Source organism: Kineosporia rhizophila (assembly GCF_021277265.1).
Taxonomy (GTDB): Bacteria; Actinomycetota; Actinomycetes; order Actinomycetales; family Kineosporiaceae; genus Kineosporia; species Kineosporia rhizophila.
On record NZ_JAJSOH010000009.1, the window covers coordinates 114,078 to 132,081 of the forward strand.

At 71.4% G+C, this 18,004-nt stretch carries 13 protein-coding genes; 3 read left to right on the forward strand and 10 right to left on the reverse strand.

Annotation, left to right across the window (positions count from 1 at the left end; genetic code table 11):
* Positions 1-40 precede the first annotated feature (40 nt).
* Positions 41-1,333, forward strand: a complete 1,293-nt coding sequence (gene ligD / locus LWF15_RS15585) for a non-homologous end-joining DNA ligase (protein WP_232811531.1) — start codon at positions 41-43, stop codon at positions 1,331-1,333.
* Here the strand turns inward: ligD and LWF15_RS15590 are convergent.
* Positions 1,264-5,589: an AAA domain-containing protein gene (locus LWF15_RS15590; RefSeq protein WP_232811532.1), complete on the reverse strand. Its 4,326-nt coding sequence runs from the start codon at positions 5,587-5,589 to the stop codon at positions 1,264-1,266. The genes ligD and LWF15_RS15590 overlap by 70 nt on opposite strands.
* A 59-nt stretch (positions 5,590-5,648) precedes the next feature.
* Positions 5,649-6,248: a TetR/AcrR family transcriptional regulator gene (locus LWF15_RS15595; protein WP_232811533.1), complete on the reverse strand. Its 600-nt coding sequence runs from the start codon at positions 6,246-6,248 to the stop codon at positions 5,649-5,651.
* Between the two features lie 106 nt (positions 6,249-6,354).
* On the opposite strand from LWF15_RS15595, the gene LWF15_RS15600 reads away from it, so the two are divergent.
* Together LWF15_RS15600 and LWF15_RS15605 are read left to right on the forward strand one after the other, a co-directional pair.
* Positions 6,355-6,786, forward strand: a complete 432-nt coding sequence (locus LWF15_RS15600) for an organic hydroperoxide resistance protein (RefSeq protein WP_232811534.1) — start codon at positions 6,355-6,357, stop codon at positions 6,784-6,786.
* A 263-nt stretch (positions 6,787-7,049) separates the two neighbouring features.
* Complete coding sequence (locus LWF15_RS15605) at positions 7,050-8,060, forward strand: CAP domain-containing protein (protein ID WP_232811535.1); 1,011 nt, start codon at positions 7,050-7,052, stop codon at positions 8,058-8,060.
* Between the two features lie 55 nt (positions 8,061-8,115).
* On the opposite strand, the gene LWF15_RS15610 is transcribed toward LWF15_RS15605, so the two are convergent.
* The 8 genes from LWF15_RS15610 to LWF15_RS15645 all read right to left on the reverse strand — a co-directional run bounded on the left by LWF15_RS15610 (position 8,116) and on the right by LWF15_RS15645 (position 17,987).
* Positions 8,116-9,339, reverse strand: coding sequence for an EAL and HDOD domain-containing protein (locus LWF15_RS15610; RefSeq protein WP_232811536.1), 1,224 nt, complete (start codon positions 9,337-9,339; stop codon positions 8,116-8,118).
* Between the two features lie 246 nt (positions 9,340-9,585).
* Positions 9,586-10,896: a class I SAM-dependent methyltransferase gene (locus LWF15_RS15615; RefSeq protein ID WP_408623357.1), complete on the reverse strand. Its 1,311-nt coding sequence runs from the start codon at positions 10,894-10,896 to the stop codon at positions 9,586-9,588.
* 126 nt (positions 10,897-11,022) lie between these two features.
* The gene (locus LWF15_RS15620) at positions 11,023-12,390 is read right to left on the reverse strand and encodes an FAD-binding oxidoreductase (RefSeq protein WP_408623360.1); all 1,368 of its coding nucleotides are present in this window, start codon (positions 12,388-12,390) and stop codon (positions 11,023-11,025) included.
* A gap of 93 nt (positions 12,391-12,483) precedes the next feature.
* Positions 12,484-14,127, reverse strand: coding sequence for a phosphoglucomutase (alpha-D-glucose-1,6-bisphosphate-dependent) (gene pgm, locus LWF15_RS15625; RefSeq protein WP_232811539.1), 1,644 nt, complete (start codon positions 14,125-14,127; stop codon positions 12,484-12,486).
* Positions 14,128-14,225: 98 nt separating this feature from the next.
* Complete coding sequence (locus LWF15_RS15630; protein WP_232811540.1) at positions 14,226-15,440, reverse strand: phosphotransferase; 1,215 nt, start codon at positions 15,438-15,440, stop codon at positions 14,226-14,228.
* Between the two features lie 2 nt (positions 15,441-15,442).
* Entirely contained in the window at positions 15,443-16,111 is a 669-nt protein-coding gene (locus LWF15_RS15635) for a response regulator transcription factor (RefSeq protein WP_232811541.1), read from the reverse strand.
* Positions 16,108-17,607 carry a sensor histidine kinase gene (locus LWF15_RS15640; RefSeq protein WP_232811542.1) on the reverse strand — a complete coding sequence of 500 codons (1,500 nt, stop codon included), beginning with the start codon at positions 17,605-17,607 and terminating at the stop codon, positions 16,108-16,110. Before LWF15_RS15640 ends, LWF15_RS15635 begins: the two co-directional genes overlap by 4 nt.
* A gap of 2 nt (positions 17,608-17,609) precedes the next feature.
* On the reverse strand, positions 17,610-17,987 hold the full coding sequence (locus LWF15_RS15645) for a hypothetical protein (protein ID WP_232811543.1): 378 nt from the start codon (positions 17,985-17,987) through the stop codon (positions 17,610-17,612).
* Positions 17,988-18,004: the final 17 nt, after the last annotated feature.

The window sequence follows — 18,004 nt, forward strand, 5'->3', positions numbered from 1 at the left end:
TAACCGGGCCGATCCGGCCGCTGCGGCATAGCCTGACCGGGTGGCGAAGGAGAAGGGCACGGTCCTGGAGGTCGCCGGGCACGAGGTGACGGTGACGCACCCCGACAAGATGGTGTTTCCCGAGGCCGAACGTCCCGGCGGTGGGGGCACCGGCGTGACCAAGCTGGATCTGGTGCAGTACTACCTGGCCGTGGCCGAGGGGGCGCTGCGCGGGGTCTCCGGCCGCCCGATGGTGCTCAAACGCTTCGTCAAGGGCATCGACGAGGAGGCGTTCTTCCAGAAACGGGCGCCTTCCAACCGTCCTTCGTTCGTGGAGGTCGCCGAGCTGAAATACGCCTCGGGCCGCTCCGCCGAGGAGGCGGTGATCCGCGACGCCGCCGGGCTGGCCTGGGTGGTGAACCTGGGCTGCATCGACCTGAACCCGCACCCGGTGCTGGCCGAGGACCTCGACCGGCCCGACGAACTGCGCATCGACCTGGACCCGATGCCCGGGGTGGAGTGGGGGCAGGTGGTGGAGGTGGCCTTCGTCGCCCGCCAGGTGCTCGCCGACCACGGGCTGACCAGTTGGCCCAAGACCTCCGGCTCGCGGGGCTTCCACATCTACGCACGAGTCGAGCCGACCCGTCCGTACAAGGATCTTCGCCTGGCCGCCGAGACGGTGGCCCGGGAGGTGGAGAACCGGGTGCCCGAGCTGGCCACCGCCCGGTGGTGGAAGGAGGAGCGCGGGTCGCAGGTGTTCGTCGACTTCAACCAGAACGCCAAGGACCGGACGATCGCCTCGGCCTGGTCGGTGCGGGCGGTCGCGGATGCCCGGGTGTCCACACCGCTCAGGTGGGACGAGGTCGAGCACTGCCGGATGGAGGAGCTGACCATCGCCACGGTGCTGCCGCGGTACGCCGAGCAGGGTGATCCCTGGGCCGGGATCGAGAACGAGCGCGGCACCCTGGACGCCCTGCTCGCCCTGGCCAAGCAGCTCGGGCCGGCCGAGAAGCCGCCGAAGGGGGTGGGCCGGCGGCAGTCGACCATGCCGCTGATCGAGATCGCCCGGACCAGAACGAAACCCGAGGCGCTGGAGTGGCTCGAGGTCTGGAAGGCGAAGTACCCCGAGGTGGCGGCCCAGCTGGAACCGGTCGACGTGCTGGTCGACGGCATGCGCGGGCGCAGCTCGCTCTGGTACCGCATCCGGATCAACCTGCAGCACGTGCCCGAGGCCCAGAGGCCGCCCCAGGAGGAGCTTCTGGCCGACTACAACCCCTGGGCCGGTCAGGAATGGTCGAGCAGGGGGTCCGGCAACTCCAGCACCACTTCCCCGGATCCCTCGGACTCCGAATAGGGCCGTACGCCGTGCTTCTCGAGCCGCTCGAACAGGGTGGCCACCGTCTCGGCCCGCTCGCGGTAGAACTCCGAGGCCCGGATTCGCCAGAACGTCCAGCCCAGCCGCTCCAGCTGCCGCTGGCGGCGCAGGCCGTGCTCCCAGCCCTCGTCGCCGGGGTGCTGCTCGCCGTCGCACTCGATCGCCAGCCGCCGCCCGGACCGCCCGACCACCACCAGGTCGATCCGGTAGCGGCCGACCGCGTGCTGCACCTGCACCTGGTAGCCGGCCTGCTGTAGTTCGCGCAGCACCGCGAGCTCGAACTCCGACTCGCAGCGTTCCTCCAGCCCTTCGGCCGGCGGCACCCGACGGCCCGCGTCCCGCACGTACTCCAGCAGCGCCCGGCGCTGGTCGTCGGCGTGCAGGCGGCCCGGCTCCACGGTGTGGAACACCCACACCTGGTCCTGCGCCCGGGAGGCGGCCACGTTGATCCGCTGCTTGTCCGCGTTCTTGGTGGCGGCCCAGGTGGCGTCGTCGGCCACCACGCTGATGAACACCACGTTGCGCTCGTCGCCCTGGAAGGCCGGCGGACTGCCCACCCGCAGACGACGCTCGGCGAACGCCTCCGGACCGAGCCGCTCGCGCAGCAGATTCTCGATCAGCGGAGCCTGGGCCGCGCCCTGCAGCGTGACCACACCGAAAGTCATTCCGGCATAGGCGCTGTCGTGATGGCAGGCCAGGACCTGCTCGACCAGGGCCGCCGCCTCGGCCGGGTTGACCTTGTCGCCGCCCGCCGAGCCGGTGGTGGCGCCCTCGGGTACCCGCACCAGCTGCAGGGGAGCGCCGATCGCGGCGCTGGACGGTTCGCGCAGCGGCAGGATGTCGCCGTCGTAGTAGCGGTTGGAGAACTCGATGATCTCCGGCACGCAGCGGAAGTGCTCCCGCAGCAGGATCGTGCTGGAGAAGATCAGCTCGGCCAGCGCGTACAGGCTCTGGTCGGCGGTGAGCAGGCTGCGCACCCCGATCCCGGCCAGGTGCGCGTTCTGCAGCTGGATGATCCGCTCCACGTTCACCCCCACCGCGGCCGGGCTGGTCTGCTGGTCGTCGCCGACCACCACGGCCTTCGCACCCAGCGCCAGCACCCCGACCGAGAGCAGGTCGCACTGGCTCGACTCGTCCACGATCACCACGTCGAACGGCTGGGTGACGAGCGGGTCGAAGTTCTCGATCACCCGGTGCACGGGCATGATCCAGACCGGCACCGCGCCCATCGCACTGGGCATGAACCGGCGGGCCTCGCTCTCCCAGTGCGGGGCGTACTTGCCGGTGCCCTTGCCGCGCTTGCCCAGCGCCCGCAGCCAGGCGGCCAGTGCGCGGCGGTTCACCTCGCGCAGGTTGTGCTTCAGCCCCAGGGCCGCCCCGCGCCGGGCCCGCTGCCGCACCAGCGCCTGCTCCCGCTGCTGCAGGGTGATCACCTGAGCCTGCCGATGAGCCAGGTCACCGGCTCGGAGCAGGGCGTCCAGCCAGGTCGCGGTGATCCGCCAGTGCCAGGTCAGGGCCGCCCGCGCGGCCGTTCCCACCACCTCCGGATCGGCGCTGCTGCTCACGATCGCGGCCGCCCAGCCCGGGGTCACCGTGGCCAGCCGGGCGGCGAGTCCGGCCTGCTCGGCAGCCACCGGTTCCAGTCCGGCCAGCCGGGCCACCTCGTCGAGGGTCACGCCCCAGGCCACCCAGTCGCGCTCGTCGAGGGCCGTGCGCAGGGCGTTGAACAGCGGCGATGCCGCGGGCCGGTCGGCCCCTCGGCGCAGTTCGTCGCTCAGGGCGGTGAGTTCGGCGGTGGCCGCCCGCTCCTGCGTCCGGGCTCCGGCGGCGGCCAGAAGGCGGGTCAGGGTGGTCAGGTCGGCGGCGGTGAGTTCGGGGCCCAGTTGCGGTACCAATGGACGCAGTCGGGCCAGGAGGGCGGGTCGGCGTTCGGTTTCCCACGAAAGGGCCTGGGTGAGCTGTTCGGCGAAAACCGTCGTTCCGTGGATGGAATCGTCTGCTGGGGACTCGTCGATCGGGAGCCCGGCCAGCATGCGCCGGGTGGCGGCGCGCTCTTCTTCCAACTGCAGCCAGGTGCCGGCCAGATCGGTGTCCTCGGCCGTGCGCAGGGCCCGTCCGTCGATCCGGGCCTGCCCGTGCAACTGCTTCAGGTCGCTCCCGCCGAAACGCGGAAGTCCCTTGCCCGCAGCGAATCTCTGCCCGAGTTCGGTGAGCAGGCGGCGCTGCTCGTGCGGATCGCCGGGCGGGAGCTGGATCTCGTGCCCGAACAGGGCGGCCTGCAGATCGGCGGCGGCGCTGCTGCGGCGACGCAGTTGCTCGGCCTGGTTCGCCCAGGAACGGGCACTGGCCTCGGAGTCGCGCACCTCGGTACGGATCCGCACCAGCCCGGGCGACTCCAGCCCGGCCAGATGCCCGGCCGCCTCGGCGACCTCGGCCCGCAGTTCGGTCAGCCGCCCGGCGGTCAGTTCGTCGAGCGCCCCCACGTCCACCCCGGAGCGTTCCAGGACGGCCACGTCCTGACGCAGCTGGTCGAGTCGGCTGACCAGCTCGAACAGCTGTGTGGGAGTGGGGAGATCACCTCGCGGGCGGGTGGTCCGCAGGGCGTGGGCGTCGCCCGGGCCGAGCCGCTCGCTCAGCTCGAACAGCCGGTTCAGTTCGTCCGGAGTCAGCGGCGGCACCGCGTCGACCGGCAGCTCGTCCGGGATCCGGCCCAGTTCCGGCTCGTTCTCGCTGAGCCAGCGGGCCACCTGCGGGGCCCGGTGCGGCGTGCGTTCCCGGCCGTTGGGCCCGCTGGGCAGGTCCCACTCGGCGTCCTCGGTGCGCAGCGCCTCGAGCACCGCCCGCTCCACCTCGGCCAGCTGCGCGCGCACCTGGTCGAGCTCGGCCTCCAGCCCGGCCACCGCCCGGGTCTCGGCCTCCACGTCGATCTGGGCGGCGATGTCCTGCACCGCCTGGGCCGAACCGCGCAGCTGCTCGATCGACTCGGCCGACGAACCCAGCACCGCGATCGACAGGTCGCGCAGCTCTTCGGGGATCTTGTCGCGCAGCACGGTCAGCGCCTGCTCGTTCTGCGCGGTGACGAGCACCCGTTTGCCGTGCGCGAGCAGATGACTCACCAGGTTGGCGATGGTGTGGCTCTTGCCGGTGCCGGGCGGGCCCTGCACCGTGACCCCGCGCTCGCGGGCCAGTTGCCGGGCGATCCGCTCCTGCTCGGCATTGGCCGGCAGCGGCATCAGCAGGCGCTCACCGATCGCCTTCCAGGTGGCGTCGTCGGGCCGCTGGCCCAGCTCGTCCTGGGCCACCCGGAGCTCGTCCTCGTCGGCCACCACCGCGGCCATCGCCTGCGGCAGCACCGAGTCCTCCTTGAGGCGCTCGGCCAGCTGCAGGTAGAAGCGCTCGTGCCGGGTGGGCCGACGGCGCAGGAACAGCACCCAGGTGTCGGTGATCACCGGGACCGGGCCGGGGGTGGCGATGTGGGGGCCGGCGACGACGGCGGCGTCCAGGTGCAGAGGAGCCAGCAGACGGTCGTGCAGAGCCCGGCGGGCCGCGTCGTCCCACACGTCGAGGTCGTCGAGATCGGTGAGCCGGTTCAGGTCGCCCAGCACCGGAAGGTCCAGACCCTCGAGCGCAGCCAGTTCCAGCTCGGCCGGCCCGTCCGGCACCACCCGGAGGGCGCCGGTGGCCGCATCCAGCTCGACCCGCACCCCGGTGAGCACCAGGGGATGCCGGATCTGCTCCAGGGCGACGTCCCACGAGAGCACCGAGTGGCCCCAGACCAGTTCGTGCGTGCTCTGCTTGCGCTCGGCCTCCAAATGCAGGGCGAAGAGACGCTCATACAGGTCACGAGCCTGCTGGCCGTTGGCCGCGCTTTCGGCCCAGGGGCGCCAGGTCTCCTGCAGCCAGGTGCGGAAGGGCAGTTCCAGTTCGGGCGGTGCCCCTGGGGAGAGAGCCGGTTCACGGACGTGTGTGGCGACGTAGGCGGCCAGGTCACCGGGGACGCGGGGCGGCTCGGGCGGCAGGGGTACCTTGCGCACCTCGAGCCAGTCGGCCGGGGTGCCCAGCCGGACCTTCGGGTGCTTGGGGACGTCGGTGGGCAGCAGAGCGGCCGGCCCACCGGAAAGATCGGGTCTGAGGACGTCGCGGACCGGCCGGACGGTCAGCTCACGGGCGGTGGCGGCCAGGAAGGTGAGCAGACGACGGGTGCGGTCGAGGACCTCCTCGCTCCGCTCGCCCACGGTTCTCCTCAGGTCGCCCTACGGGTGTCTGCACTGGATTGTGGCAAAACCGAGGGACATCACGAACTCGACCGGCCGTCGGTGAGCAGATCGTCCACGCCCTCGCGCAGTGTGGCCCGGGCGGTTTCCGGATCGTTCAGGTAGCCCGAGATCATCGCGCCGTCGCGCAGCAGCATGAACCGGCGCCCGGCCCGGTCGGGCGCGGAGTGCCCGATCCGGCGGAACGCCTCGACCGCGAGGCCCAGCATCCAGGTCCGGTGCTCCTCGATCGCCTGGCGCACCGGGCTGCCCTGGTCCGGGTACTCGGCCGCGGCGTTGATGAACGCGCAGCCGCGGAAGCCCGGCTCGCAGATCCGCTCGCTGTGCTCACCGATCAGGGCCTCCAGCAGCGCCCGGGGGTCCGGGTCGAACACCGCCGGCTCCACGTTGGCCCTCACGGTGGAGTCGAGCGAGCGCAGGTAGCTGAGCACCAGATCCTCCTTACCGGGGAAATGCCGGTAGAAGGTCGAGCGGGTGACCTCAGCCTCACCGAGGATGCGGTCGACACCTACCTCGTGGATGCCTTCGGTGTAGAAGAGCGCCGTCGCGGTCCTCAGCAGGCGCTCGCGTGCCTTCGAGGGGCGGGTGGAACCGGTGCTGACGGCCTCGCGCGTTGCCATGACCCCAGTCTATCGGACCGATCGTTCCGTCTTGACAGATCCCGGAGCGGCACGCGAGAGTTGCCCACGACAGAACGATCGGTCCGATTCCTTGGAGGAAGTTGTCATGGCCGCTGTTTACACCGCTGTTGCTACCGCTACCGGTGACGGCCGGGGTGGTCACGCCCAGTCCAGCGACGGCGTCATCGACATCGACCTGGCGGTGCCGAAGGAGATGGGCGGCCCGGGCGGCGAGAAGACCAACCCCGAGCAGCTCTTCGCGGCCGGCTACGCGGCCTGCTTCCACGGTGCCGCCCGTCTGGTGGCCGGCAAGCAGAAGGCCGACGCCACCGGTTCGTCGGTGACGGCCGAGGTCGGCATCGGCTCCAACGGCCAGGGCGGCTTCGCCCTCGAGGTCGTGCTCAAGGTCAACTTCCCGGCGATGGACCAGGCCACGGCCGAGTCCGTGGTCGAGACCGCGCACCAGGTGTGCCCCTACTCCAACGCCACCCGCAACAACATCCCGGTCGAGCTGGTCGTCACCACGAACCCGGCCTGATCGGTACGACTGGCTGCGGCTCCTCCGCGGCGGGTGATCGATCACGGTCGAACACGTCCGGCCCACCGGTTCACTGCACCGGTGGGCCGGACGTGTTTTTTGGCGAGACCTTTCGGGGCGCAGTTAACGGGCCACTGGCCCAGGCTTGACCAATCCTCATCGGTGGCCTGCGAAAAGGCGCTCGCCGACCGGGGTTTAGGGGCGATTCGACAGGTAACGATATGACAACGCCTTAACCGGCATTCGTGCTAAACCTGCTGGCCATGTCCCTGACACGTCACCAGAAGTTCCGTCCGCTGCTGATCGGCGCTGTCACCGCAGTCGTCGTCGGAGGCAGCGGCGCCGCCTGGGCCTGCAACGGCCTGCTGAGCAACGACACCGAGGCTCCCCGGGCCCAACTCGCCACTCACGCCATCGAACTCGGCGCCGCCGCCACCGACTCCCGGCCGAAGTCCGAGGCCAGGGCCGAGCGCAAGAAGGCCCAGGAGGAGCGGAAGAAGGAGCGCCGCAAGAAGCACCGCAACCACGGTCACCACCGGCCCGGCCACGGTCACGGTCACGGTCCGATCGCCACCACCGAGCCGGGTGAGACCCCTGAGCCGGGTGAGATCACCGATCCGGGCGAGACGACCAGCCCGGAAGAGCCGACCACCGAGCCGACCACCGAGCCGACCGGCCCGACCGAGACCACCGAGCCGGACGAGACCCAGACCACCGAGCCGACGGAACCGGACGAGACCGCCACCACCGAGCCGTCCGACCCGGGCCCGACCACGCCGGAAGAGCCGACCACCGAGCCGACCACCGACGTCCCCACCACCGAGCCCACCACCGAAGCGCCGACCACCACGCCGGACGAGACCACCACGTCCCCCAGCGGCGACAGCACGCTGGCCACCGCGGTGATCAAGATCGTGAACACCGAGCGGGCGGCGGCGGGCTGCGAGCCGGTCACCCAGGACCAGGCGCTCACCCAGGCGGCGCTGACCCACTCCGAGAAGATGGAGGCGGCCAACCAGATGTCCCACCAGTTGCCTGGTGAGGCCGACCTGGGCACCCGCTTCACCGCGGCCGGCTACACCGGCTGGCGCTCGATCGGCGAGAACGTGGCCTACGGCTACACCTCGGCCGCCAGTGTCATGGACGGCTGGATGAACAGCGCCGGGCACAAGGCGAACATCCTCAACTGCTCCTTCGACGACATCGGGGTCGCCGCGGTGACCGGTGACAACGGCACCATCTGGTGGACGCAGACGTTCGGCACCCAGGGCTGAACCAGCTGACCCACCTGAACCGGCCGCTCGTCCCGGGCCTGCCTGAACTCGGAAGTCAGGCAGGCCGGGTCGAGCGGTTGCTCCGGGCCGTGGCCCGGGTCGTCTCCGTGGTCCAGGCCAGGGCCTGCAGGTAGGCCTCGGCCATGGCCGGCAGCGGCACCGGGCCGCGGCCGGCTTCCTCCAGGTCCTCGTGCTGGTAGGCCCGCACTGCGGTCAGCAACCGGCGCAACGGATGGCTGGGGTCGCCGGTCAGGGCGGCCGAGAGCTCGGGCGTCAGCGTCGGCATCCGGTCCAGAAGCGCCGAGGCGGGCAGGCCGAGACCCTCGGCGATGCCGTCGAGCAGACCAGCCGTGAACGCCGTGTCCGGAGTGACCACCCGGCCCAGCTCGGCCACCCGCTCGCAGGTCCGGGCCCGGGTCAGCGCGCCCACCATCTGGCTCTCGCTGCGTCCGTCGGAGTTCAGCGACAGCAGGATCAGCCAGGCCCGCAGCCGGCTCAGCCCGACCATCACCAGGGCGTCGCGGATCGAGGCGACCTGCCGGCTGGAACCGGTCGAGGCCGAGTTGGCGATCCGCAGCAGCCGGTAGACCATGGCCGGGTCCAGGCGCACCGCCCGCTCGATCTCCTCGGTGGTGGCGTCCGGGTCACCGAGCCGCCCGATCAGGTGCAGGGCCAGTTGCTGGCCGGGGGAGAGCGTCTCGATCGACATGGTCTCGGGCCGGCCCAGGTAGTACCCCTGGAACAGCTCGAACCCGGCGGCGATGCAGCGCTCGTAGACCTCCTGGGTCTCCACCTTCTCGGCCAGCAGCCGGACCGGGTGCGGCCGGCACTTCTCCACCGTGAACAGGACCTCGTCCCAGGTCATGGCCAACACGTCGATCTTGACGATGTCGGCCACCGCGAGCAGCGGCTCCGACTCGGGGGTCCAGGTGAAGTCGTCCAGGGCCAGGCGGTAGCCCTCGGCGGCCAGCCGCAGCGCCCCGAGGACGACCTCGGGGTCCAGGTCGATGGTCTCGACGATCTCCAGCACCGCCGCGTCCGGGGAGAACGGCAGGGGCAGGTCGCCGACCAGGAACTTGCGGGTCAGGTTGATGAAACCGGGCTTTCCGCCGAGCAGTTCGGCCGCGCCGAACTCGGCGAAGGCGGCCAGGATGGTCTGCGTGGTGGCGCCGTCGGTGTCCAGGTCCGCGCGGGTCGCTCCGGCCGTTCCGCGGAAGAGCAGTTCGTAGCCGTAGAGGTGGCCGTTGGCGTCGTTGATCGCCTGGCGGGCCACATGCACGATCGCTCCGTTTCCGGGGGCCGGACTGCGACGGCCGTCCAGTTGCTCGGTGACCGCGGACTCAGCGGTTCCGTGTTTCGTATCGGCCGCGCCGGGGCAGCAGTTGAGACACCCGTACTCCTTCCGGGCTACCCGCCGGATCACGGAGAGTCTGGCGTTCACCCGGACGGCCGTGGGCGCGACCCGACCGGAGCACCGGGCGGAACAGGGCGTGGTGCCACGCGTTCCGCTCCGCCCGGGACCACCTCAGACCCCGAAGGTGTGCCGCAGCGGGTAGTCGGAACGTCCCCGCTCGTCCGGCCGCACCGCCAGCACCTGGTGCAGTTCGATCTGCCGCTTGTCGAAGCCCAGGCTGCTGCCGGCCAGGTACATCCCCCAGATCCGGGCCGTCGCCTCGCCCACCTCGGCGACCGCGGCGTCCCAGTTCGCGGTGAGGTTGGCTCCCCAGGCCGCGCAGGTGCGGGCGTAGTGCTCGCGCAGGTTCTCCTCGTGCCGCATCTCCAGCCCGGCGTTCTGCAGCGCCACGATCATTCCCCCGGCGCCGGTCAGCTCGCCGTCCGGGAAGATGTAGCGGTCGATGAAACCGCCTCGCACCCGCGGCTCGTGGATGTTGTCGGGCCGGGTGATGGAGTGGTTCAGCAGCCGGCCGCCGGGGCGCAGCCGGTCCCGCAGGAACGAGAAGTAGGCCGGGTAGTTGCCCACCCCGATGTGCTCGGTCAGGCCGATCGAGCTGACCGCGTCGAAGTCGCCCTCGGTCACGTCCCGGTAGTCGCCGTGGCGCACCTCGGCCAGGTGCTCCAGGCCCTGGCGCTTGATCTCCTGCTGGGCCCACTCGGCCTGCTCGGCCGAGAGGGTCACGCCCAGGGCCTTCACGCCGTAGTGCTCGGCGGCGTGGCGGACCATCCCGCCCCAGCCGCACCCGACGTCCAGCAACCGCATCCCCGGCTTCAGGCCGAGCTTGCGGGCCACCAGGTCGTACTTGTTGAACTGGGCCTCTTCGAGGGTGGCGCCCTCGTGCGGGTACAGGGCGCAGGTGTAGGTCATCGAGGGGCCGAGCAGCATCTCGTAGAACTCGTTCGAGACGTCGTAGTGGTGATGGATCGCCTCGGCGTCGCGGTGCCGGGAGTGCCGCAGCCCCTCCAGCGTGCGCCGCCAGTCCGGCAGCGCCTCCTGCGGCGGAGGCGGCGGCGGGACGAGTCGCTGCAGGCCGAGGCTGCGGGCGATCCGGACGGTGGTCCGGACGTCGGGTCGCCGCCACTTCAGCTGGTCCATCGCGGCCAGCAGGGCGTAGGGGTTGCCGGGGTGCACACCGGAGACCTGGATGTCCCCGCTCACGTAGGCGCGGGCCAGTCCCAGCGACCCGGGGGCGGTGGCCACGTAGGCCGCGGCCCGCGGGTTGTTCAGGCTGACCGTGATCTCGGCGTCGGCCGGTCCGGTCGAACTGCCGTCGTACGCGGTGAAGCGCACGGGGGAGGGCTCCGCGAGGAGCACGTCGAAGATTTCGGCCAGCAGAAAGGGCCGGAAAGGCTGGGGTCCGGCGTCCGTCCGGCCCAGGATCGTGGTGAGGCTCAACTCGTCTCCTCGAGACAAAATTTTCAGTTGCCTCAGGCACAAGTTGAAAATGTGACGATCAATGCCCGACGTCCACCGAGTGAGATCGGGATTCGCCCGGACGGCCGTACCTCAGTGACGGCCCACGACCTTGGAGTAAAGATCCAGCAGGCGGCCGTCGCCGTCGTACCGGGCCTTCAGAGCGGGGTAGTTCTCGCCGCCGTAGGCGGCCCAGAACGTCTCCTCGTCGTAGTAGGCGTCCGAGTACAGCGACTTGTGCCCGCCGAACTCGGCCACGGCCTGCTCGATCTCGCGGTTCTTGGCGCCGTCGGCCTGGCCCGGCCCGATCGCCACGGTGCCCCAGAACCCGGCGTTGACATACGTCTCGCCGGGCCGCAGCGGGTACAGCGACCAGGTGCCGGAGCCTTCCCTCAGACGCAGCGGGCACAGCCAGACCGGGGTCATCGGCACGTTCTGCAGGTACCAGCCGAGGAACTCGGCGGTGCGCCCGACCGGCAGCTCCACGTCCTGGATCACCCGCTCGCGGGCGGGCCGGCCCCGCCAGGCGTCCAGCCGGGAGACCAGCCCGTACCGGGTCTCCAGGCCGACCAGACGGTGGAAGACGTCGCTGCGCCGCAGCCGGGCCGGCCAGTAGCGGCGCACCGTGGGGTTCTGCGCGCCGAACGCGGCCGAGCACCAGAACCAGTCGGTGTCCCAGCGCCACAGGTAGTCGTGGATCGACAGCCGGTCGGTGGAACGGCGCTGGATCGACCGGTAGTACGGCTCCGCGCCGGTGTAGTCGCTCAGGCCGCCCACCTCGTCGGTCCACGACCCCAGGGTCAGGTACCCCTCGGTCGCCGAGAACACGACCCCGTCGAGGAAGCCGACCTCGGTGCCCTCCCAGCGGTGGTCGGTGCTGATCGTCTCGATCGCCCGGGCCAGGCTGTCCAGGTCGTCGAAGCGCACGTGCCGCAGGTCTACGGCCGCGTGCACCGGCTCCAGTTCGATCCGCAGGCGGGTGGCGTAGCCGAGGGTGCCGTAGGAGTTGGGGAAACCGTGGAACAGGTCGGCGTGCTCACCCTCGGGGTGGGCGGTGACCAGGTCGCCGTCGCCGGTGAGGATGTCCATCTCCAGCACCGACTCGTGCGGAAGGCCGTTGCGGAACGAGGTGGACTCGATGCCGAGCCCGGTCACCGCCCCGCCCAGCGTGATGGTCTTCAGCTGGGGCACGACCAGGGGCATCAGGCCGTACGGCAGCGTGGTCGCGACCAGCGTCTCGTAGGTGCACATCGCCTGGACGTCGGCGGTGCGGGCCTGGACGTCGATCGAGATCACGCCGTCCAGCCCGCTCACGTCCAGCCCGGTGGTGGTGCCCTGGCTGCGGGTGCGGAACAGGTTCGAGGTGCGCTTGGCCAGGCGCACCCGTTGCCCGGCCGGGATCGCCCGGTAGGAGGCGAGCAGCCGGTCCACCGCGGCCCGGTGGCTCTGGGCCCCGCGCACCAGCGCGGTCAGTGGCGGCACGGCCGAGGTGGACAGGACCGGGGTGACGGTGGTGGTGGTCGGCGTCATTTCTCGGTCCTGTCCTTCTCAGCTCTACAGCACGGCGTTCACCAGGTCCTTCGCGGCCTGCTGCACCTGAGCCAGGTGCTCGGGCCCGCGGTAGGACTCGGCGTAGATCTTGTACACGTCCTCCGTCCCGGACGGGCGGGCGGCGAACCAGGCGCTCTCGGTGGTGACCTTGAGCCCGCCGATCGCGGCCGAGTTGCCCGGGGCCTCGGTCAGGGTGGCGGTGATCGGTTCGCCGGCCAGTTCGGTGGCGGTGACCTGCTCGGGCGACAACTTGGCCAGAACCGCCTTCTGTTCCCGGGTGGCCGGGGCATCGATGCGCGCGTACACCGGATCGCCGTGCCGGTTCACCAGATCGGCGTAGTGCTGGCTGGGCGTCTTACCGGTGTTCACGGTGATCTCACTGGCCAGCAGGGCCAGCAGCAGGCCGTCCTTGTCGGTGGTCCAGACCGTCCCGTCCTTGCGCAGGAACGAGGCCCCGGCCGACTCCTCGCCGCCGAAACCGACCGATCCGTCCAGCAGGCCGGGGACGAACCACTTGAACCCGACCGGCACCTCGACGAGCTTGCGGCCCAGGTCGGCGGCCACCCGGTCGATCATCGAGGAGGAGACCAGGGTCTTGCCGATCCCGGCGTCGGGCGACCAGCCGGTCCGCGAGGCGAACAGGTAGCTGATCGCCACCGCGAGGTAGTGGTTGGGGTTCATCAGGCCGCCGTCCGGCGTGACGATGCCGTGCCGGTCGGAGTCGGCGTCGTTACCGGTGGCGATCGCGTACTGGTCCTTCGCCCCGATCAGCGAGGCCATCGCCGAGGGCGAGGAGCAGTCCATCCGGATCTTGCCGTCCCAGTCCAGCGTCATGAACCGGAAGGTGGCGTCGACCAGCGGGTTGACCACCTCGAGGTTGAGCCGGTGGCGCTCGGCGATCTCGCCCCAGTAGGCCACCGCCGCCCCGCCCAGCGGGTCGGCCCCGATCCGCAGCCCGTTCTCGCGGATCGCGTCCAGGTCGAGGATGCTCGGCAGGTCGTCGACGTAGGTGCCGAGGAAGTCGTAGCCCGCGGTGGTCTCCGCAGTGCGGGCCCGGGCGAACGGGATGCGCTGCACCCCGGCCAGTTTCGCGGCCAGCAGCTCGTTCGCCCGGTTGGCGATCCAGCCGGTGGCGTCGGTGTCGGCGGGCCCGCCGTGCGGCGGGTTGTACTTGAAACCGCCGTCGGCGGGCGGGTTGTGGGAGGGGGTGACGACGATGCCGTCGGCCCGGCCGGAGTCGTCACCGGCCCGGCCCCGGTTGTACCGCAGGATGGCGTGCGACACGGCCGGGGTGGGGGTGTAGCCGTCCCGGTCGTCGACCAGGGTGCGCACGCCGTTGGCGGCCAGCACCTCCAGGGCGCTGGCCCAGGCCGGTTCCGACAGGGCGTGGGTGTCCCGGCCGATGAAGAGCGGCCCGGCGATGCCCTGGCCCGCGCGGTAGTCGCAGATCGCCTGGGTGGTGGCGACGATGTGGGCCTCGTTGAACGAGCCGTTGAGACTGCTGCCGCGGTGGCCGGAGGTGCCGAACGAGACCTTCTGGGCGGCCTCGGACGGATCCGGCTGGACGGTGTAGTAGCTGGTCACGACGTGAGCGACGTCGATCAGGTCTTCCGGCTGCGCCGGCTGACCGGCCCGGTCGTGTGGCATGAATCCTCCTGACGGCACGGACAGCGTTCGGTCAGGAGGTTATCCAATGGGTAGGCACCTCTCCGGTGGCCCTACGGCCCGCGGCGCCCACCGGCCGCTCACTCCGGCGCCGGGCGGCCCTGGAGCACTTCCTCGATCCGGTCGAGCATCCGGCTGGTGGCCGCCTCCCAGTCCGGCCGCTGCACCCGGTGCGGGCCGGTGGCCAGGCTCATCAGCACCCCCGCCGTGCGCAACCGCAGCCCGAGAGCGTCCACTTGTTGCTCGAAAACCGGCCGCCAGAGCCGGGACAGGGCGTACGAGCGGGCCGCGTGCCGCTCGGAGCTGAGCGCCAGGGCCTCGCAGTGCGCGAGCGCGCAGGCCAGGTCGTCGGCCCGGGAGCCGGGTCCGACCGTGTCCACGTCCAGCAGACCGACCACCCGGCCCGAGGCGTCCACCGTCAGCTGCGCCTCGTAGAAGTCACCGTGGGTCGGGTCGCTGCCCAGCGGAACCCCTTTCAGCCCGGCCGCGACCACGTCGGCGAGCTGCCGGGCCCGGGCCGCCTCGGTGGGCAGCGAACGGCCGATCATCTCGGCGTACTGCGGGGCACGGCGGCTCCACGGACGGCGGCGGTTCAGTCCCAGCACCCCGGGCGGGAACTTGTCGAGCACCGAGATCAGCTCTTCCGGACGGGGCAGCCCGGCCTCCCCGGAGCCCGCGGCGTTCGAGGACAGCAGCCGCCGGCGCAGCGGGGTGCCGGGCAGGTTCTCCAGCACCAGCAGCCCATCGTCGGTCCAGCCCAGGCTGTGCGGCACCGGAACGCCTGCCTCGTAGAGCATCTCGTGCCGTCGGTGCAGCGCCTCCACGTCTGCGGGCGGCAGCACCTTGGCGTACAGCACGCCCCCGGCCGAGCTGACCCGGATCACCGCCCGGCGCTTGGGCCGGTACGAGACCACCTCGGTGCGCAGCCCCTGCGGGTCCAGGCCGAACGAGCGCAGCAGCCCGGGCAGCGCCTCGGTGCTCAGTGCCGTGCTCAGCCCGGGCAGCCCGGGATCGTCCGGCAGCCGCCAGACACACACCCGGTTCTGCCCGTCCGACAACGTCAGCGTGCCCGGGACCTGGGGCGGTTCGTCGCCCGCGGCCAGCGAGGTGGCTCCCAGCACGTCGTCGGTACGCCCGGTCGGCCACTGCACGGTGGCCTGGTAGGCGACCGTGGTGACCTCCCCGCGATGGTCGACCTGGGTCACCCGCCAGTCCTCCAGGTGCCCACCGGCGGTCGAGACCGCGGCCTCCAGCAGGTCGCCGGCGTCGGGGCCGGTGAGCATCTCCAACGCCATCCTCAGGCCACCTCGACCAGCCGGTAGCCCATCCCGCGCACCGTCTCGAACCACTGCACGCCGAGCTTCTTGCGCAGGTAGCGCACGTACACGTCGACCACGTTGGAGCCGGGGTCGAAGTCGTAGCCCCAGACGTGGCTGAGCAGCTGCTCCCGGCTGAGCACCTGCCCCGGATGCCGGATGAAGGTCTCGGCCAGCGCGAACTCCCGCGCCGACAGCTCCACCGTGCGGCCCTCCACCGCGGCCCGGCGGCTGCGCAGGTCGAGCGCCAGGGCGCCGTGCGTGAGCACCGTCGCCTCCGGCTCCCGCGGATCCTCCCGCAGCCGCAGCCGGATCCGGGCCAGCAGCTCCTCGAACCGGAACGGCTTGGACATGTAGTCGTCCGCCCCGCCCTCCAGCCCGGCCACCGTGTCGGTGATCGACTGCCGGGCGGTCAGGATGATCACCGGCAGCGAACTCCGGCCCGACCGCAGCCGCTTCAGCACCTCGAAGCCGTCCATCCCGGGCAGCCCGATGTCCAGCACCAGCAGGTCGAACTCGCCGGTCGTGGCGTAGTCCAGGGCGCTCACCCCGTCACCCACCACGGTGGGGGTGAAACCGGCGGCCCGCAGGCCCTTCGAGACGAACGAGGCGATCCGGTCCTCGTCCTCGGCCACCAGGATCCGGTTCACGGCACCTCCTGCACCATCGGGACGGTCGTTGCTGAGGCGGGCACGGGGGCCTGCGGAATGGTCAGGGTGAAGATCGCGCCGGACTCGCCCGGCGCCGACGAGAGGGACACCGAGCCCTCGTGCGCGGCGGCGATCGCCCCCACGATCGACAGCCCCAGCCCGGAGCCCTCCACCCGGCGGGCGTCGGCGCCACGTCCGAACCGCTCGAAGATGCGCTCGGCGTCCTCGGCCGAGACCCCCGGACCGGTGTCGCGCACCGACAGGTGCACCACCCCGGCCTCGGCCCGGCTGCCGAAGGCGATCACCTGGCCCGCGGCGGTGTACTTCACCGCGTTGTGGGCCAGCTGGAGCAGGCCCTGGGTGATCCGCTGCGGGTCGGCGTTGATCCAGACCGGCGTCTGCTCGTCCAGCCGCCAGTCCCGGTCGGCCAGGCCGACCGCCTTGTCCAGCACCAGGGCCATCAGGTCGCGCACCGCCACCGGCTCGCGGCGGACGAAGTCCGGGCGCCGGGTCTGGGCCAGCAGGATCAGGTCCTGCACCAGCCGGGCCATCCGGTCCAGCTCGTCCATCACCAGCACCCGGGTCTCCTCCACGTCGGCCTCGTCGCCCGCGGCCATCAGTTCCAGGTGACCACGGATGATCGTGATCGGCGTCTTCAGCTCGTGCCCGGCGTCGTCGAGGAACTCCTGCTGGGCCCGGAAGGCGCTCTCCAGCCGGTCGAGCATCCGGTTGAAGGTGGCGGCCATCTCGCTGACGTCGTCGGAGCCGGAGACCTCGAGCCGTTCGGTCAGGTCGGTGTGGGAGATCCGCTCGGCGGTGGTGCGCAGCTGGCGCAGCGGCGCCAGCAGCCGGCCGGCCACCAGCCAGCCGACCACCCCCACCACGATCAGCGAGACCAGCGACACCAGGGTGAACCGGGTGGCGATCTCACTGATCTGCTTGGCGTTGCGGTCCAGGCTCTGGGCGACGACGTAGCTGCCCACCCCCGGGTCGCCGGGCACCGTGACCTTGATCGCGGCGTAGCGGATCCGCTGGCCGGAGGTGGTGGTGACCTCGCGCAGGCGGGTCGGGGCGTCGGCGCCCAGGGCGGTCACCGCGCCGACCACCGCCTGCTCGTTGTTCAGGTTGATGAACTGCTCGAAGCTGGGCTCCCAGCGCTCGCTGCCGAGCATCGCCAGGAACGCTTCGTCGCGGTCCGGGGCCTGTTTGGCGATGGCCGCCTCGAGCAGGCTGCTCACCGAGGTGAACCGGGTGGCCGGGGTGTCCTTGGGCGGGCTGGCGATCGCCGTGAACTCCTCGACCTCGCCGCGCAGCGAGGTGTTGACCCGTTCGTCCAGGGCGTTGCGCTGCATGATCACGATGCTGCTGCCGGCCAGGAGCATGCCCAGGGCGCTGAGCAGCAGCACCGTGGCCAGGATCCGGGTGCGGACGCCGAACGTGATGCGCCGCATCAGCCCGCTACGGCGTTCGGGCAGGACCGCGGTGTGTCCGGTCATCGTCACTCATCATCATCGTCGTCGTCATCGTCTTCGTCATCCTCATCGTCCCCGTCGTCCCCGTCGTCGTCATCGTCGTCGCCCACCTTCTTGGGCTTGGGCGGGGCCACCTTCTTGACCTCGGACCCGGCCGAGGCGGTGACCGTGGGGGTGGCCGTGGCGGTGGGGGTTGCCGCCGGGGAGGTGGCGGAGGGCTCGGCGGCGTCCTGAGCGGAGGGGGAGGCCGTGCTCCCGGCGGCCTCGGTGCCGGCGACCACGGCCGGGCCGAGATCGGCGTCCAGGTCGCTCGCATCGCCCGAGGCCGCGCTGGCGAACACGAACACGGCAAGCCCGCCGACGCCCAGCAGCGCGGCGGTGATCAGCACGTTCCTTCGTCCCATGGGCATCACCCTGACGG